At 58.6% G+C, this 13,666-nt stretch carries 12 protein-coding genes and 1 pseudogene; all 13 read right to left on the reverse strand.

The features are described from left to right. Window positions 1–71: 71 nt before the first annotated feature. Window positions 72–158, reverse strand: a pseudogene (locus tag FIV39_RS01555) (DUF4440 domain-containing protein); the annotation flags it as partial. A gap of 64 nt (window positions 159–222) precedes the next feature. Continuing rightward, window positions 223–1,524 carry a hypothetical protein gene (locus tag FIV39_RS01560; RefSeq protein ID WP_090409247.1) on the reverse strand — a complete coding sequence of 434 codons (1,302 nt, stop codon included), beginning with the start codon at window positions 1,522–1,524 and terminating at the stop codon, window positions 223–225. 135 nt (window positions 1,525–1,659) lie between these two features. Then, window positions 1,660–2,073: a DUF4440 domain-containing protein gene (locus FIV39_RS01565; RefSeq protein ID WP_090409244.1), complete on the reverse strand. Its 414-nt coding sequence runs from the start codon at window positions 2,071–2,073 to the stop codon at window positions 1,660–1,662. Window positions 2,074–2,086: 13 nt separating this feature from the next. Continuing rightward, on the reverse strand, window positions 2,087–2,716 hold the full coding sequence (locus FIV39_RS01570; RefSeq protein WP_090409241.1) for a retron system putative HNH endonuclease: 630 nt from the start codon (window positions 2,714–2,716) through the stop codon (window positions 2,087–2,089). Next, entirely contained in the window at window positions 2,709–4,064 is a 1,356-nt protein-coding gene (locus tag FIV39_RS01575) for an AAA family ATPase (protein WP_090409239.1), read from the reverse strand. Before FIV39_RS01575 ends, FIV39_RS01570 begins: the two co-directional genes overlap by 8 nt. A 91-nt stretch (window positions 4,065–4,155) precedes the next feature. Next, a complete protein-coding gene (locus FIV39_RS01580) occupies window positions 4,156–4,968 on the reverse strand; it encodes an SDR family oxidoreductase (protein ID WP_090409236.1) in 813 nt (270 codons plus the stop codon). Window positions 4,969–4,982: 14 nt separating this feature from the next. Next, entirely contained in the window at window positions 4,983–5,447 is a 465-nt protein-coding gene (locus tag FIV39_RS01585) for a multidrug transporter (protein ID WP_090409233.1), read from the reverse strand. 441 nt (window positions 5,448–5,888) lie between these two features. Continuing rightward, window positions 5,889–7,340 (reverse strand): mannose-1-phosphate guanylyltransferase/mannose-6-phosphate isomerase, encoded by a 1,452-nt coding sequence (locus tag FIV39_RS01590; protein WP_027604735.1) that lies wholly within the window; start codon window positions 7,338–7,340, stop codon window positions 5,889–5,891. A gap of 149 nt (window positions 7,341–7,489) precedes the next feature. Beyond that, window positions 7,490–8,143, reverse strand: a complete 654-nt coding sequence (locus tag FIV39_RS01595; protein WP_090409230.1) for an alginate O-acetyltransferase AlgF — start codon at window positions 8,141–8,143, stop codon at window positions 7,490–7,492. A gap of 16 nt (window positions 8,144–8,159) precedes the next feature. After that, window positions 8,160–9,335, reverse strand: a complete 1,176-nt coding sequence (locus FIV39_RS01600; RefSeq protein WP_090409227.1) for an alginate O-acetyltransferase — start codon at window positions 9,333–9,335, stop codon at window positions 8,160–8,162. A gap of 11 nt (window positions 9,336–9,346) precedes the next feature. Then, a complete protein-coding gene (locus FIV39_RS01605; RefSeq protein ID WP_065938586.1) occupies window positions 9,347–10,879 on the reverse strand; it encodes an MBOAT family O-acyltransferase in 1,533 nt (510 codons plus the stop codon). Window positions 10,880–11,095: 216 nt separating this feature from the next. Then, window positions 11,096–12,205, reverse strand: coding sequence for a mannuronate-specific alginate lyase (locus FIV39_RS01610; protein WP_090409225.1), 1,110 nt, complete (start codon window positions 12,203–12,205; stop codon window positions 11,096–11,098). 8 nt (window positions 12,206–12,213) lie between these two features. Continuing rightward, window positions 12,214–13,662, reverse strand: coding sequence for an alginate O-acetyltransferase (locus FIV39_RS01615; protein ID WP_090410146.1), 1,449 nt, complete (start codon window positions 13,660–13,662; stop codon window positions 12,214–12,216). Window positions 13,663–13,666 lie beyond the last annotated feature (4 nt).

The following is a 13,666-nucleotide window of genomic DNA, read 5'->3' on the forward strand; positions in this document are numbered from 1 at the left end:
CTGGGGATAGTTTCCTTGTAATGATGTCAGGTCGTTCGCTGTTTTTTGTAGGATTTGGCCAGGCAGTTATTTCATTGCGCTACATAAGTTTCATGCAGATGACGCCACAGGAGTGCACCACTGGCCTGTTTCTCAAACACTGCGGTGGCACGGCGATTGTCGATAGCGTTCGTTGAACCTGGGACAGGGCCACGAGCACAGCATGAGATTGGCCCGGCCTTGTTAGCCAAAGAAACTAAATAGAGCGCCAATGCCGCCAGCTGGATCTGTACCCACGACGTTCGCGCCAACGATAACGCGTTGGTCGCCCCGCTCGGTTAACACCAAAGGGGTGGACATGACGGGGGCGTCCAGATCGATGTAGCCCTTATTGTTGAAGTCTATATTCAGCGAGCCATCGGCTTTGAATTGAGCGATGTATATCCAAGCACCTTCGGATGCGGTCGTAAGGTTCCCAGAGTGGGTGTTCATGATGCGCTGCCAGCCAATGTCACGGTTGTCATCAAATTGGCTGACCATCGGTTTGCCCTTATTGAACAGTTGATGCGCTGCTCCATTGGGGGTAATGGCCTGGATCAGGCCTTTCGTCGTTCTATTGTCGTTCAGGCCAACTTGACCGGCGCCAATAAGACTCTTGTCCGCTCGTTCAACGAGATCGTAAAGCGTGGTGTGATCCGCAATGCTATCAATGCGGTGAAAACCAGGGGTCTGCGGGCTGCCAAAACCGGTATCCGTGGTTCCGTCAGGGTTGAGGCGGGCGAAGAAGGCTGTTTGGAGCCCTGGGGTGAACTGGGCATGGCCCGCAATCACTATTTTGTAATCGCTACCTTGGCTGATGCATGCGTTGATGGCAGTTGCGGCAGCGGGGTCGAGAAGTTTGAAGTCGAGCTTGCCATTGCCGTTCAATCCAGTATCCAGCGCCCCATTGGGTAACAGGCGAAACAGCACACCTACGGTCAGGGCTGGATTGTTGCGTTTTGAATAATTGGCGCTCACCAGAATGCATCCGTCCTGTTGGACATGCACTTTTACCGAGTCCTCTGTCAGCCCTTCATCTGGCCTGGTTTGAAGAATGCACCAGCCTTGTTCGGCAAAATTTGTGTCGGGGCTGCCCTTGCTGTCGAAGCGCGCAACAACCAAGTCTGCCCAGTTATCGTATGAGCTGCGCGATGTCCAGCCAGCCATCAGGATTTTCCCGTCGGCCTGTAGAGTCAGCCCTGAACCTCCGGCCGGTAACGACGGCACAAAATCACCGGTGACCAGTGCATTTTGCGTAAACGTCGTATCCAGGCTCCCGTTGAGGTTCAGGCGCCCTAAACCATAGACGTAATGATCTTTTTTAAACAGGCTGGCACTGAACAGAAGCTTGCCGTCGTTATCCGTAGCAAGCCCCTTGAGTCGAAAACGAACGGTCAGGCCAGGAATATCGTTGAGAATCGAAGACAGGGTTGTGTTCCCATTGATGCCAAAGCCGGGGTCCGGGGTACCGGGTTGTTCCAATGAATCACTGTTGGATGAACTCATCGCAGCATTCCTTCGCGCAGTGAAGAGGACGATGTGCCAAGTCGATAAGCAGCAGGCTTTGGCTGGAATACCGTTCAAGTCTGTTCTCGGTGCAATACCTCGTCTACTGTCAAATCTAACAGGTGCTAGTGGCCATTATTGGCTACGAGCCTGAGGCACAAATGTCTCATGCAGATGACGCCAAAGCATCGTGCCACTGGCCAGCTTCTCGAACACTACCGTCGCACGGCGATCCGTCTGTGTGCCGCTGGCGTCGACCTGATGCTCGCGATAAGTCACCGTCGCTCCGCGCGCATGCCGGTCAATCCCGGTCATTTCACTCAAGGTGATCTTCAACCCCGGGCGCATTCCGCCCAGGCGAGTGAACAGCGCGTTGACCCCGGCTGCATTGACGCGTGCGCCGGTGGCGGGGGCGATCATGCTGAACTCGGGCGAGAAGCGCGCAAGCAGACTTTTCAGGGTGCCTTCTGGCGCAACACCGGCAAACCATTGTTCGATTTCGACGTGGGTCTGGATCACTTCTTCAAAAAAATCGCTGTAGTCGATCATTGGGCACTCGCTGTTAGGCGCCGAGCTGACGAATCACGTTCACCAGAACGGGGGAGAAGGGTTTTAGACGGTTGTTGGTGTCGGGCTGTTCCAGCTCTTCCTTGAGCAGCGTCAGTAAGTCGAAGTCGGCCACTTCAAGACCGTCGCCCTCCATCCCGCTGTCGTAGAGCAGTGCATCCAGGATCGACTTTCTAGCGCCGAACAAGGCGCGATTGTTTTCGCGACAGTCGCCAAGGTTTAACACTTGGATGGAGGTCACTGCTCTGGGGCTTAGGCCTTCTACACGGCCAGACAGATAAAATTTCAGCTCGGTTTCGCACTCATCCATCAGGGATGTCAGCGGCAAAACCTGATGTGCGTGCGCTCGTCCGCACTGTTTGCTGCGGTTGCAACTGGCGACGATATTGGAGAAGTCTAACGAGCGGCGGGGTGCGACCTCTCTGGCCTCAACGTGTTCGTTGTGGGCGCTGTCTGATGAGATTTCGTGGCAGCAATATGCGCATAGGCCATGTTGTTCTTCCACGCAGGCTTGGCGGATGCGGGTTCTTTCTTCAGGACTTAAATCTGAGTAGCGGCCCGTCGGGTGTTTGCGCTTCCATTGCGTCAGGGCTGCTGGTTCCTCTCCTTTGGTGATCTTACGCACTGCGCAGCTCCAACTTGCGAATCAGCAGGGCGGCTTTGGCAAGTTCGATATGGCCAGGTTCAAGCTCTGCAGACAGCTCTTTAAAAAGTGTCTTGGCTTCTTTCAGTTTTTTGTCTTGCAGCAGCTCCAGCAAACGATCAAGGCGCGCCTGAACTTCGCTGTTGCGCACATCGGTGTCCATGACGCTGAGCAGTACTTGATTGGCGTCCAGGCCGTAGAGACCGTTGCGCTCTTCCAGTTCGCCGTCGTCAAGGACGTAGCACAGAACGTTCTTGGTATCGCTGATCACCAAAGGGGAGTGGGTGGTGAGGATGAATTGGCAGTTGGGGAAGGTTTCGGTGAGTTGGTGGATAAGGCGGCGTTGCCATTGAGGATGAAGATGGAGGTCTACTTCGTCGATTAGGACGATACCGGCGCCTTCAAGTGGATTGCTCAATGACGGGTTCATGATTGCCAAGCGGCGAGCAATGTCGCCGACAAGTGCCATCAGTGATTTCTCCCCTTGAGAAAGCTGAGACACATTGAGTGTATTGCCTGACTTGTCGATGGCCATATGCAATCTAGGCTTTCGTTGGACTCGAAGGTTTTTAAAGTGAGGCATGAACTTGTAGACGGCGGATCGCACAGCATTTAGCTGTGGGTCGCGTGACGCTAGGTGCAAATTTTTCAGCTCAGATACCAGTTTTTTGTCGGAGCTAGAGATTTTTTTCAACTGTTCCATTACGGCTGAGGATATTCCCTGCTCGTTCTCGGTATCTTCCCTGTCACGGAACCATTCAAAAAAACGTCCGAAATCTACGCCACCATTTAGAGCGTTTTCATATCCATCAAATTGATCGAATGGTTTTTCGGATTTTCGGGTTGTTAGTGGAACGTCAAGGACGGATCTTTCGACAGGGTAGAAGGCGACAAGCGGAAGTGAGCCGTTGTCGTCAATCAGCCCTATATGAAAGCGATAGAATTCAGCCAGCTCAGTTAATTTACTAAGAGAACTATTTACCTTTGCTTTATGCCCTCGCAAGGTGCGAGCGAGTGTCCATGAGTAGGTCTCGGAAGCTGATGCTGAGGGGCGGGGGACACCGCCGACTTCAGCATCGATTGAGGCGAATCGCTCGCCATTTGTGACCACATCTTCTTGGATGGGACTGCCACCACCATTATCGGTTCGAATGCGCCCTACCAGCCAACTTAACGACGTAGCTATCGACTTCAAAATAGTCGTCTTCCCCGCCCCATTGTTCCCCACAAACACCGTCACCTTCGACGCATGCTTATCAGTAGGCGCAAAGGCGACTTCCAAGTCGGTAAAACGACCGACGTTATTCAGTCGAATTTTTCTGATTTCCATCGCATTACCCTTGTGGGGCCAGTCAGTTTCTAGAGGCAGGCGGCGATTATGGCACTCATCCTGGGTTTTGGCAGGTGGGCTTCACCCTTGCTTACAACACACCGCCCAAGCCAAAGCGCTTCTTTAACACCGTCTCCAACAACCCCTTAGGCAACAACGCCGCCATCAACGGCAACGCCCGGCTGCCATTGCCCGAGCGCAACAGGCGCGGCGGCTGTGGTTGTTGCACCGCCTTGAGCACATCCGCCGCAAACACGCTGGCCGGGGTGGGCTTGTCCTGAGAGGCCTGGCTGCGTGCGCGAATACCTTCGCGCAACGGCCACCATGGCGATTTTTCGTTGATCAACAGCTCGGCCTGGGCGCCGGCGTTTTTTGCAAAGCTTGTATCGATGGCGCCGGGCTGCACTTCCATCACCCGTACGCCAAAGGGTGCCAGCTCCATGCGCAATGCATCACTCAACGCATGCACTGCCGCCTTGGAGGCGCAGTAGGCGCCGGCGAACGGCGTGACCAATACGCCGGAGACGCTGCCGATATTCACCACCAGGCCTTTACTGCGGCGCAGGGCCGGGAACAGCGCCTGTGTCACGCCGACGAGGGAAAATACATTGGTCTGGAACTGACGCTGCATCGCGTCGGTGCCGCCATCGAGCAGCGGGCCCATGGCGCCGTAGCCAGCGTTGTTGACCAGCACATCCAGCTCACCCAGTTGTTCGGCCAGGCGCTGTAACGCGGCACTGTCGTTGACGTCGAGTTCGACTGCATTGAAACCCGCGGCGGCGAGGGCGGTTACGTCTTCCGGGCGGCGGGCGCTGGCCCACACGTTGAAGCCGGCGGATTTGAAGGCATCGGCCAGGGCGCGGCCAATACCGCTGGAGCAACCGGTGATCAGTACGTTGGGCATGGATCAGTCCTTTGTCAGTCCGAGAAACTGCCTTGCAGGTGCTCGGCACGAAATTCCAGGGTTTGCGGGCGGTAGCCGGGGCGCAGCGGCGGGGTGGGCAGGCAGTCGTCCCAGGTGGCGCCGGCCTGCAACTCGCCGGGGCCGCGATAGCGTGGAGCGGCGTAGACGTTGTCGGCCAGGTTGACGGTGTCGCCCGGTGCATAGGCGGCGACGCGCCAGCGCAGTTCGGTGAGGGGCACGTCGTTGCCGTTGTTCAGGGTCAGCTTGAGCGGTCGGTCGGCCGGGCATTCCTGCGGGGCGTAGGTGATGCGTAGTTCCAGGCGCGCCAGTTGTGAGGCTTCACGGTTGTCCAGCCAGACCACCCAAACGGCTACGCAACCCAGGCCAGCCAAGGCAGCGAGGGAAACCGGAAGGGCTTTGGCCGGGTAGCGCAGCAGGAGGACCAGCCAGGTGATGATCAGGAGAACGCCGAAGAACATGGAGACCACCTCGAATAGGGAACGAGCATCCTAACTTAAGCGTAGGTGGGATTGGCTACCTTGAGTGCTGTGGTGGCCGGGGCGGGCCTCATCGGGGCATAGGTATTTACACAACTTTTCAGACCCTGACAAATCTCCCTGTGGCGAGCGGGCTTGTCCCGCGAGGGGCTGCTACGCAGCCCAACGCGGGGCAAGCCCGCTCGCCACAGGTGCCCTATCTGCCGGGTGTTCAGCGTGGGGCCAAAGTTGTGTAGATACCTATGCTCATCGGGGGCAAGCCCCCTCCCACATTTGAATGTATTCGCAGATCAAAGGTGGGAGGGGGCTTGCCCCCGATGAGGCCCTCACCGCCAGCGCAAATCCCAAACAAAAAGCCCCCACCCAACCCACTGCGGATAGGGGACGCAATGGGCTGGGCGAGGGCTTCTTTTTACGACTGTTTTACTGCGCGATAGTTTTCACCGAAACGCCACGTTCAACCGGCGTCGAGCGACCATAGATATCTTCAAACCGCTCGATATCGTCTTCGCCCAGGTAGCTGCCCGATTGCACTTCGATGATCTCCAACGGGATCTTGCCCGGGTTGCGCAGGCGGTGCACCGAGGCGATCGGGATGTAGGTGGACTGGTTCTCGCAGAGCAGGAACACGTTCTCGTCACAGGTGACTTCGGCAGTGCCGCTGACCACGATCCAGTGTTCGGCGCGGTGGTGGTGCATTTGCAGCGACAGGCACGCACCCGGCTTGACCGAGATGTGCTTGACCTGGAAGCGGCCGCCCATGTCCACCGAGTCGTAGGAGCCCCACGGACGATAGACTTCGCAGTGGTTCTGGGTTTCGCTGCGGCCCTGTTCGTTGAGGGTGTTGACCATCTGCTTGACGCCCTGGACCTTGTCCTTGTGGGCAATCATCATCGCGTCCTTGGTTTCCACCACGACGATGTTTTCCAGGCCGATCACCGACACCAGTTTGCCGTTGCCGTGGATCATGCAGTTCTTGCTGTCCTGGATCACCACGTCGCCCTTGGTGACGTTGCCGTTGGCGTCTTTGTCGTTGACCGCCCACAGCGAGGCCCAGCAACCCACGTCGCTCCAACCGGCACTCAACGGCACCACGCAGGCGCGCTGGGTTTTTTCCATCACGGCGTAGTCGATGGAGTTGTCCGGGCAGCAGGCGAAGGTGGCTTCGTCGAAGGTCACGGTGTCGGCGTCTTGCTGGCTGCGTTCCAGGGTCAGCACGCAGGTGTCGTAGATGTCCGGATCGTGCTTTTTCAGCTCTTCCAGGAAGCGGCTGGCGCGGAACAGGAACATGCCGCTGTTCCAGAAGTAACCGCCGCTTTTGACGAACTCGACGGCGCGTTTTTCATCGGGTTTTTCCACGAACTGTTGTACGCGGCTCACGCCTTCGGGCAGCAGCGAATCGTTGGTGGACTTGATGTAGCCGTAGCCGGTTTCCGGACGGGTCGCCGGCACGCCGAACAGCACCATCTCGCCACGCTCGGCGGCCACGGTGGCCAGGGCCAGGGCGCGTTGCAGGGCTTTCTGGTCGTCGATCACGTGGTCGGCCGGCAGGACCAGCATCAGTTCATCACGGCCTTCGTTGACCAGCATCATCGCGGTCAGGGCCACGGCCGGCGCGGTGTTGCGGCCGAACGGTTCCATCAGGATGCGCTGGCACTCCAGCTTACGGTTGGCCAGTTGCTCGTTGACGATGAAGCGATGGTCCTTGTTGCAGACCACGATCGGGGAGTCCATGCCTTCGAACACCAGGCGTTCCAGGGTTTGTTGGAACAGCGTGTGCTCGCCGGTCAGGGCCAGGAATTGTTTTGGGAACTGTTTACGGGAAAGCGGCCAAAGACGTGAGCCGCTACCACCGGAAAGGATTACTGGGATCATGTGTTTCTCCTTGAATCAATTTGGGTCAGAGCCTGTGGGAGGGGGCTTGCTCCCGATGGCGGTGATTCAGTCAGTACATCTGTTACTGAACCACCGTATTCGCGAGCAAGCCCGCTCCCACAAGGGGGAGCGTCAATTTCAAAAGCTAATCAGCGGGTCGACACCGGGCGCTTGACCCAAACTGGCGACAAGCTCGAACCCGAGCCGGTGACATACAGCACCGCCGCTTCACCACGTTCCAACGCAACCGGCTTCACATCGCCGACTTTCTTGTCGCCGTCATACAGCGCCAGGCTGACCTTCACCGGGTTGATTTCGCGCTCGCCACGACCTTTGGCGGCCACCGACTTGACCACGTCGGTCTTGCCGTCGGCGGTCTTCAGGGTCAGGGCCTTGTCGCTCAGGTTCTGCACGCGCACCAGGGATTTCTGCTTGTTCTTGAACGGCGGTTCTTCGATCAGCTGTGGCTGGCCGCTGCTGTTGTTGACCAGGGTGTAGTAGTGATCGGCGGCGAGTTTGACCGGCACGGTTTGGCTGCCGATCTTGGCGCTGTAGTCGCCGCCGGGCATGAAGCTGAAGTCGCTGCTGGCCAGCGGGGCCACTTCGTTGAGGTTGGTGCTGCCAACTGTCGCGCTGACTTCCTGGTTGGAGGCGTTGTAGACACGCACGAAGCTTGAGCCTTTCGGTGCGACTGGGCCGTACAAGGCTGCGTCACCGGCGAAGGCGGACAGGGATACCAAGCTCATACCGGCAGCCAGGGCCAGAGTCTTAGCGAGACGACGCGGAGTAGTAGTGAAAGTCATGTGAGTTACCTCTCTTTCAGTTTTGCGCCCGGTCGGGCGTCTCGGATTTTTTAAGGGTGTTCTGTGCCATGTTTTGTTGGCGCGAACCGGCTTGTTTAAGTTGCGCAACCCACGATGGGTCGGCATCACCGATTTCGTTGTTTACGGGCAGATAGCGTTCAGGAAACTCCCAGATCAGCACCTGTGGCGGGCTGTTCTTGAAGTCGTCACTTTTCAGGTAGCTGAGCATCGGCAGGATCGGGCCGTGGCCGTCTTCGGCATAGCTGACTACGTCGCTGCCGAGTGCTTGCTTGAGGGCGCCGACGAAGTTCCAGTTGGGGTTGGCGCTGTAGCTGGTGCCCACCAGTGCCACCGGGGTTTCGCTGTCGCTGAACAGCGCGTCGTCGCCTTTGGTTTCGGCCAGTTGCGTGACGCGTTTTTCCAGCGGCTCTTTCGGTGGCATCAGGTTTTCGAACAGCGGGTCCAGGGGCAGGAACAGACGCAGGTCGCCGTTGTGCGGCTCGGTCTTCTCGGCCTCGGTGACAAAACGCTGCGGCTCGCCGTGGAGCGGGGTCTTGTCGGCGATGGTTTTAGCCAACTGCTTGGCAGCGATTTCGGCGCCGTCCGGGGTCCAGTGGGTGTCGGTGCGCAGGAACACTTGCTTGCCGCCCAGCTTGGCCTGTTGCAACGGGCCGAGCAGGTCCGGGGCGATGATCTTGTCGGCGGCGACACGGGCGTGGAAGTCCTGGTACAGGTTGGCGTGGATGCTCGCCGGTTTCACTTCACCCAGGTGTTCCGGGTACAGGCGCACCTTGGCCGGCACGATCGCCATCACCAGTTGGATGCCCTGGGCCTTGAGCTTCTGGCGCACGCCTTCGACCAGCGCGTAGTTGCCTTCAAGGTTCTGGTCTTCGTTGACGGCGGGGTTGAACTCCTCGTCGCTGTACAGCCAGTGATCGCGGCCCAGCACCACGCCAGGGCGGCCTTCATTGAACAGCTTGTAGTCCAGTGCGGCCCAGAGGTTGGTGCCCAATCGCTTGATCGGGAACGCCTCGTCGTAATGGGTCTCGACGGCCTTGGTCCAGCGACCGTTGAGCACGGTCGCGTCGGCGTTGGTGCTGAAGCCCAGGAAGCTGCGCAGCGACCAGGCGCCCAGGGCGAGCAGCACCACCAGGAACAGGCCGATATAGAGGACGCGTAATGAACGGGTCATGGTCGGCTCCCTCAGAATTGGAAGTAAAGGAACGGCGAGAAACTCTGCGCCGACAGTTTGAGAATCGACGCCACGAACAGCAGCAGCACCGCAGCGCGCATGGCGTAGCGTGGCCAGTCAGCGGTCCAGTAGGCCGGTTGCACGGCAGCGTCACGGCCAACGGTGAAACCTGGCTCGTGGATGCTGCCCGGGTTGTCGCCCGGCACGGCCTTGATCAGGCTCGGGTCGGCCGGCTTGGTTTTTTCCGCAGGGCGGTTGGTGTAGAAGTCACGCAGGCCGAAGAACGCCAACGTTGCGTACGCCACCACCAGGGTCGCCACTTGCAGGCCGGTGAGGTTGGCGCGGTTGAGTTCCGACAGCGACCACTCGCCAAAGCTGAACATCGCACCGTACATACGGCCGGCGACGTGCAGGTTTTCGGCGCGGAAGATCACCCAGCCCATCACCACCAGCAGGAACGTGAAGGCCCAGCGCAGGACGTTGAAACTGCGTGGTGCGGTGTTGAGGCCGATGGCTTTTTCAATCGCCAGCCACATGCCGTGCCAGGCACCCCAGACGATGTAGGTGATGTTCGCACCGTGCCACAGGCCACCGAGCAGCATGGTCAGGAACAGGTTGCGGTAGGTGGTCAGCGTGCCTTTACGGTTGCCGCCCAACGTGATGTACAGGTAGTCACGCAGCCAGGTGGACAGGCTGATGTGCCAGCGGCGCCAGAACTCGGTGATCGACTGGCTGATGTACGGCTGCTTGAAGTTTTCCATGAAGCGGAAACCCATCATCAAGCCCAGGCCGATGGCCATGTCGCTGTATCCGGAGAAGTCGAAGTACAACTGTGCGGTGTAGGCCAGCGCCCCCAGCCAGGCATCGCCGGTGGTGGGGTTTTGCAGGGCAAAACAGTGGTCGGCCACCACCGCCAGGGTGTCGGCGATGAAGACCTTCTTGATGAAACCCTGCATGAACCGCGTGCAGCCCTCGGAGAACTTATCGAGGGTGTGGGTGCGGTTATTGAACTGGTCGGCCAGGTCGCGGAAACGCAACACCGGGCCGGCGATCAAGTGCGGGAAGATCGCCACGAACGCCGCGAAGTCGATGAGGTTGCGGGTCGCCGGGGTATCGCCACGGTAGACGTCGATGATGTAGCTGATGGACTCGAAGATGTAGAACGAGATCCCGATCGGCAACAGCACGTGGGTGAGGATGAATGGCTCCAGGCCCGCCGACTTCATCATCACGTTGATGCTGTCGACGCCGAAGTTGGCGTACTTGAAGTAGCCGAGGATGCACAGGTCGACCACCACGCCGAGCAGCAGCCAGCGCTGGGCCGGCTTGGTGCGCACGCCAGCGGCACCGACCTTGAGGCCGATCCAGTAGTTCCACAGCGTGACGGCCGCAAACAGCGCCAGGAAGTCCACTCGCCACCAGGCGTAGAACACGTAGCTGGCCAACAGCAGCAGCAGGTTGCGATAGCGTTGCCCGCTCAAGTAGTACAAGCCGAGAAAGATCGGCAAGAACAGAAACAGGAACACATTGGACGAGAAAACCATCCCGATCTCTCCATGTTTAACCAACAGTCAAGGGCCGCAGCCCCCCCAAACCCCCCCACGAATTCCGGGGAGGGCGGTACAACAATTTCACTGTCAAGCGCGGTTCAAGTGTGGGAGGGGGCTTGCCCCCGATAGCGGTGTGTCATTCAACACAGATGGCGACTGTTACACCGCCATCGGGAGCAAGCCCCCTCCCACATTTCTAACCGCGTTCCGTCAGCTGCCTTTGTTGCCTTTTTCATGCGCCGGGTCGTAGACCTTGGTCAGGTCACCCCCGAGGCGGAAGGTCTTGAACGGTTGCATCCCATGCTTGCGCTCGATCACATCCGGCGCGCAGGTGTAGAGGGTGCAGAACGGTTCGAGCCAGGCATACTTCATGTCCTCCTTGAGGTCCTTCATGTCCTGCTCTTTGCCGTTCTTCTGTTCGAAGATCTCCGGGTCCTTGACCCCGGCCAGCACTTTGTCGCCCAGGCGCTTGAGCGCGCTGTTGTTTTCCTGGCGCAGGTCAACCCCGTTGACCAGGGCAAAACTGGCGATCATCGACAGTGGCGGCAATGCGTAGTTGTGGTACGACAAGGCGCGTTGCTGACGCTTCAATTCGTTGGGCAGGAAGCCCTGGTCGTCGACCTGGTTCACGCCGACTTTGTATTCCTTCACGGCCCAATCAAACAGGTCGCGACGGTTGGTGGCGATGGAGGTTGCCATCACCGACCAGGCGGCCCAGTAGGAGTGGTTGTTGGTTTTTTCCAGCGGCAGGTTGTCCCAGTCGCTGACCACCTGATCGGCCAGTTTGTTGAACCAGGCTTCGATCAGTTGCGATTCCTGCTGGTGGTTGGCCAATGGGTGCGAGTCGGAGAACTTCAGGCGTACATAGGCCGACGCCATGCTGCCCAGTGCCCATTTGCGCATGGACTTGCCGGTGTGGTTGAAGTCCTTGGACATCAACGCATCGGCCTTGGCCCAACTGGTCAGCCAGTTGAGCGTGCATTCCAATTGTTCCGGACGACCGTCGCGCATGAACTGCATCACGCGCTTGCTGGTGTCTTTTTCCAGCTTGGTGATGTCGGCGGTGCTGTCGCGAAAGGCTTTTTCCGACTGAACATTCAGCGTGGAACGGGCCTTGTCGGAGCCTTCGTACTTGCTGCGAAATTGCAGCGAGCCAGTGTACGGCGCCGGCATGGCATCGCAGTCATTCTTGAAGTCGCCGGTCTTGAACGCTTCAATCGGTGCGAAATAGCCCTGGGGCGGACGCAGTGGCGCGGCGGCGTTGGCTGCACCGGCGAAGATCGCCAGGCCCAGCAACGATGGAATCAATAACTTCTGCATAAGTAACCTCATTGCCCTGTCGAGGCAGTCTGTTGACCACCCGCTGGGAATACGTTGCGTGTGCAAATTTTCGCTTCGACCTTCTGCGCGGCAGCACCCGCTTCGGGGCCCTGCACTTCCACGGCCAGCAAGTTCTGCGAGGCCCAGTCTTCATCGGTGCGCAGTTCAAAGGCGAAACGCCCGTCTGTATCGGATGTTTCGGGTTTCTCGATCTTGATGTCCTCGTGGCGCCCGTTCATGTACCAGAGGGTGGCTTGCAAGGTTTTCACCGACGGGTCGGCGAAGCGGATATCAACCTGGTGATTGGCATTACGCAGGTCTTTGTTCGAACTGTTAACCATCAATTCGTTCTTGCCGGGTTTCAATGTAGTGCTCGCGCTCATCTGCGCGGTCTTGCCTTCGCAGCCGTTGTCGAGCAGCGACATCATCTGGCGGTAGATGGTCTCCTGGTCCAGGCGATACAGCGGTGAAAACTCCCAGATAAGGATTTTCGGCGGGCTCTTCTGGAATTCGTCGCTGCCCAGGTACTGGATCATCGAGCCTTCCAGGCCACCGCCGGGGAAGGCGACGTTGAGGATGTCGGCGCCGATTTCTTCTTCCAGGAACCCGGCGAAGTTGTAGTTCTTGCCGCTATGGCTGGTGCCCACCAGGGTGATCTGCGGGTTGCCCGAATCGCCGAACAGGTCGCCATCACCGGCTTCGCCTTTCGGCTCGGTGGTGAACTGGTCCATGTACTGGATCGCATAACTGGTGCCGCACAGTTGCCCGGCCATGTTGTGCAGGGTGCCGGTCTTGCCCATGCGCCCGGAGCGCTTGGTCTCGAATTCGCGCTTGGGTATCTCGGCGTACTCAGGCATCTGCTTGATCTTGGCCGCGACGATTTTCGCCGTGCGCTGGGCGCCGTATGGGGTCCAGTGTTGGTCGCCACGGAAGTAGAAATCGTGGGCCGGCAATTCATCCGGCAATTGCTCATTGGTCAACGGCGACAGGTCCGGCACCACGTAGCCCATCTTGGCGAAACGGCCGAGCATGGTTTTGTAGTTGCCCAGGGCTTTGTCGAAATCGAACGAAGCTTTTTCGGCAGGGTTGAGCTTGTTGCGGTTCACCAGGCCACGGGTCGGCTGGTAGACCACCACCAGTTCCACGCCCTTGGCCTTGAACGCATCGTGTAGCTGCTGCATGCGTTTGTAGCCGGAAGGGCTGGTGTCGAATTCGGTGCGCAGATCTTCCTGGGTACGGAACAGCCAGTCGCCCTGGGCTTGTACCAGGGTGGTGAAGTTCTGCTGGTAGCGCGTGGTGTAGTTCTTCGCGTCGTGCGCGGCGGGGCACAGGCTGCAGCACGGTTCGGCGCTGAACGTTGGGGCTTTCACTTCATCGGCGCGTACGCCCTGGCTGGCCGCGAGCAGGCCGAGGGTCAGACCCGAGAGGCTCAGCAGTTTGATCATGTGTGGGTGCATAAGG

The organism is Pseudomonas grimontii, from assembly GCF_007858185.1.
Taxonomy (GTDB): Bacteria; Pseudomonadota; Gammaproteobacteria; order Pseudomonadales; family Pseudomonadaceae; genus Aquipseudomonas; species Aquipseudomonas grimontii.

What these genes read in the sequence shown, in the direction of transcription:
- FIV39_RS01560 (WP_090409247.1), bottom strand. Translation starts at nt 1,524, where the DNA reads ATGAGTTCATCCAACAGTGATTCATTGGAACAACCCGGTACCCCGGAC.
- FIV39_RS01565 (WP_090409244.1), bottom strand. Translation starts at nt 2,073, where the DNA reads ATGATCGACTACAGCGATTTTTTTGAAGAAGTGATCCAGACCCACGTC.
- FIV39_RS01575 (WP_090409239.1), bottom strand. Translation starts at nt 4,064, where the DNA reads ATGGAAATCAGAAAAATTCGACTGAATAACGTCGGTCGTTTTACCGAC.
- FIV39_RS01580 (WP_090409236.1), bottom strand. Translation starts at nt 4,968, where the DNA reads ATGCCCAACGTACTGATCACCGGTTGCTCCAGCGGTATTGGCCGCGCC.
- FIV39_RS01585 (WP_090409233.1), bottom strand. Translation starts at nt 5,447, where the DNA reads ATGTTCTTCGGCGTTCTCCTGATCATCACCTGGCTGGTCCTCCTGCTG.
- FIV39_RS01590 (WP_027604735.1), bottom strand. Translation starts at nt 7,340, where the DNA reads ATGATCCCAGTAATCCTTTCCGGTGGTAGCGGCTCACGTCTTTGGCCG.
- FIV39_RS01595 (WP_090409230.1), bottom strand. Translation starts at nt 8,143, where the DNA reads ATGACTTTCACTACTACTCCGCGTCGTCTCGCTAAGACTCTGGCCCTG.
- FIV39_RS01600 (WP_090409227.1), bottom strand. Translation starts at nt 9,335, where the DNA reads ATGACCCGTTCATTACGCGTCCTCTATATCGGCCTGTTCCTGGTGGTG.
- FIV39_RS01605 (WP_065938586.1), bottom strand. Translation starts at nt 10,879, where the DNA reads ATGGTTTTCTCGTCCAATGTGTTCCTGTTTCTGTTCTTGCCGATCTTT.
- FIV39_RS01610 (WP_090409225.1), bottom strand. Translation starts at nt 12,205, where the DNA reads ATGCAGAAGTTATTGATTCCATCGTTGCTGGGCCTGGCGATCTTCGCC.
- FIV39_RS01615 (WP_090410146.1), bottom strand. Translation starts at nt 13,662, where the DNA reads ATGCACCCACACATGATCAAACTGCTGAGCCTCTCGGGTCTGACCCTC.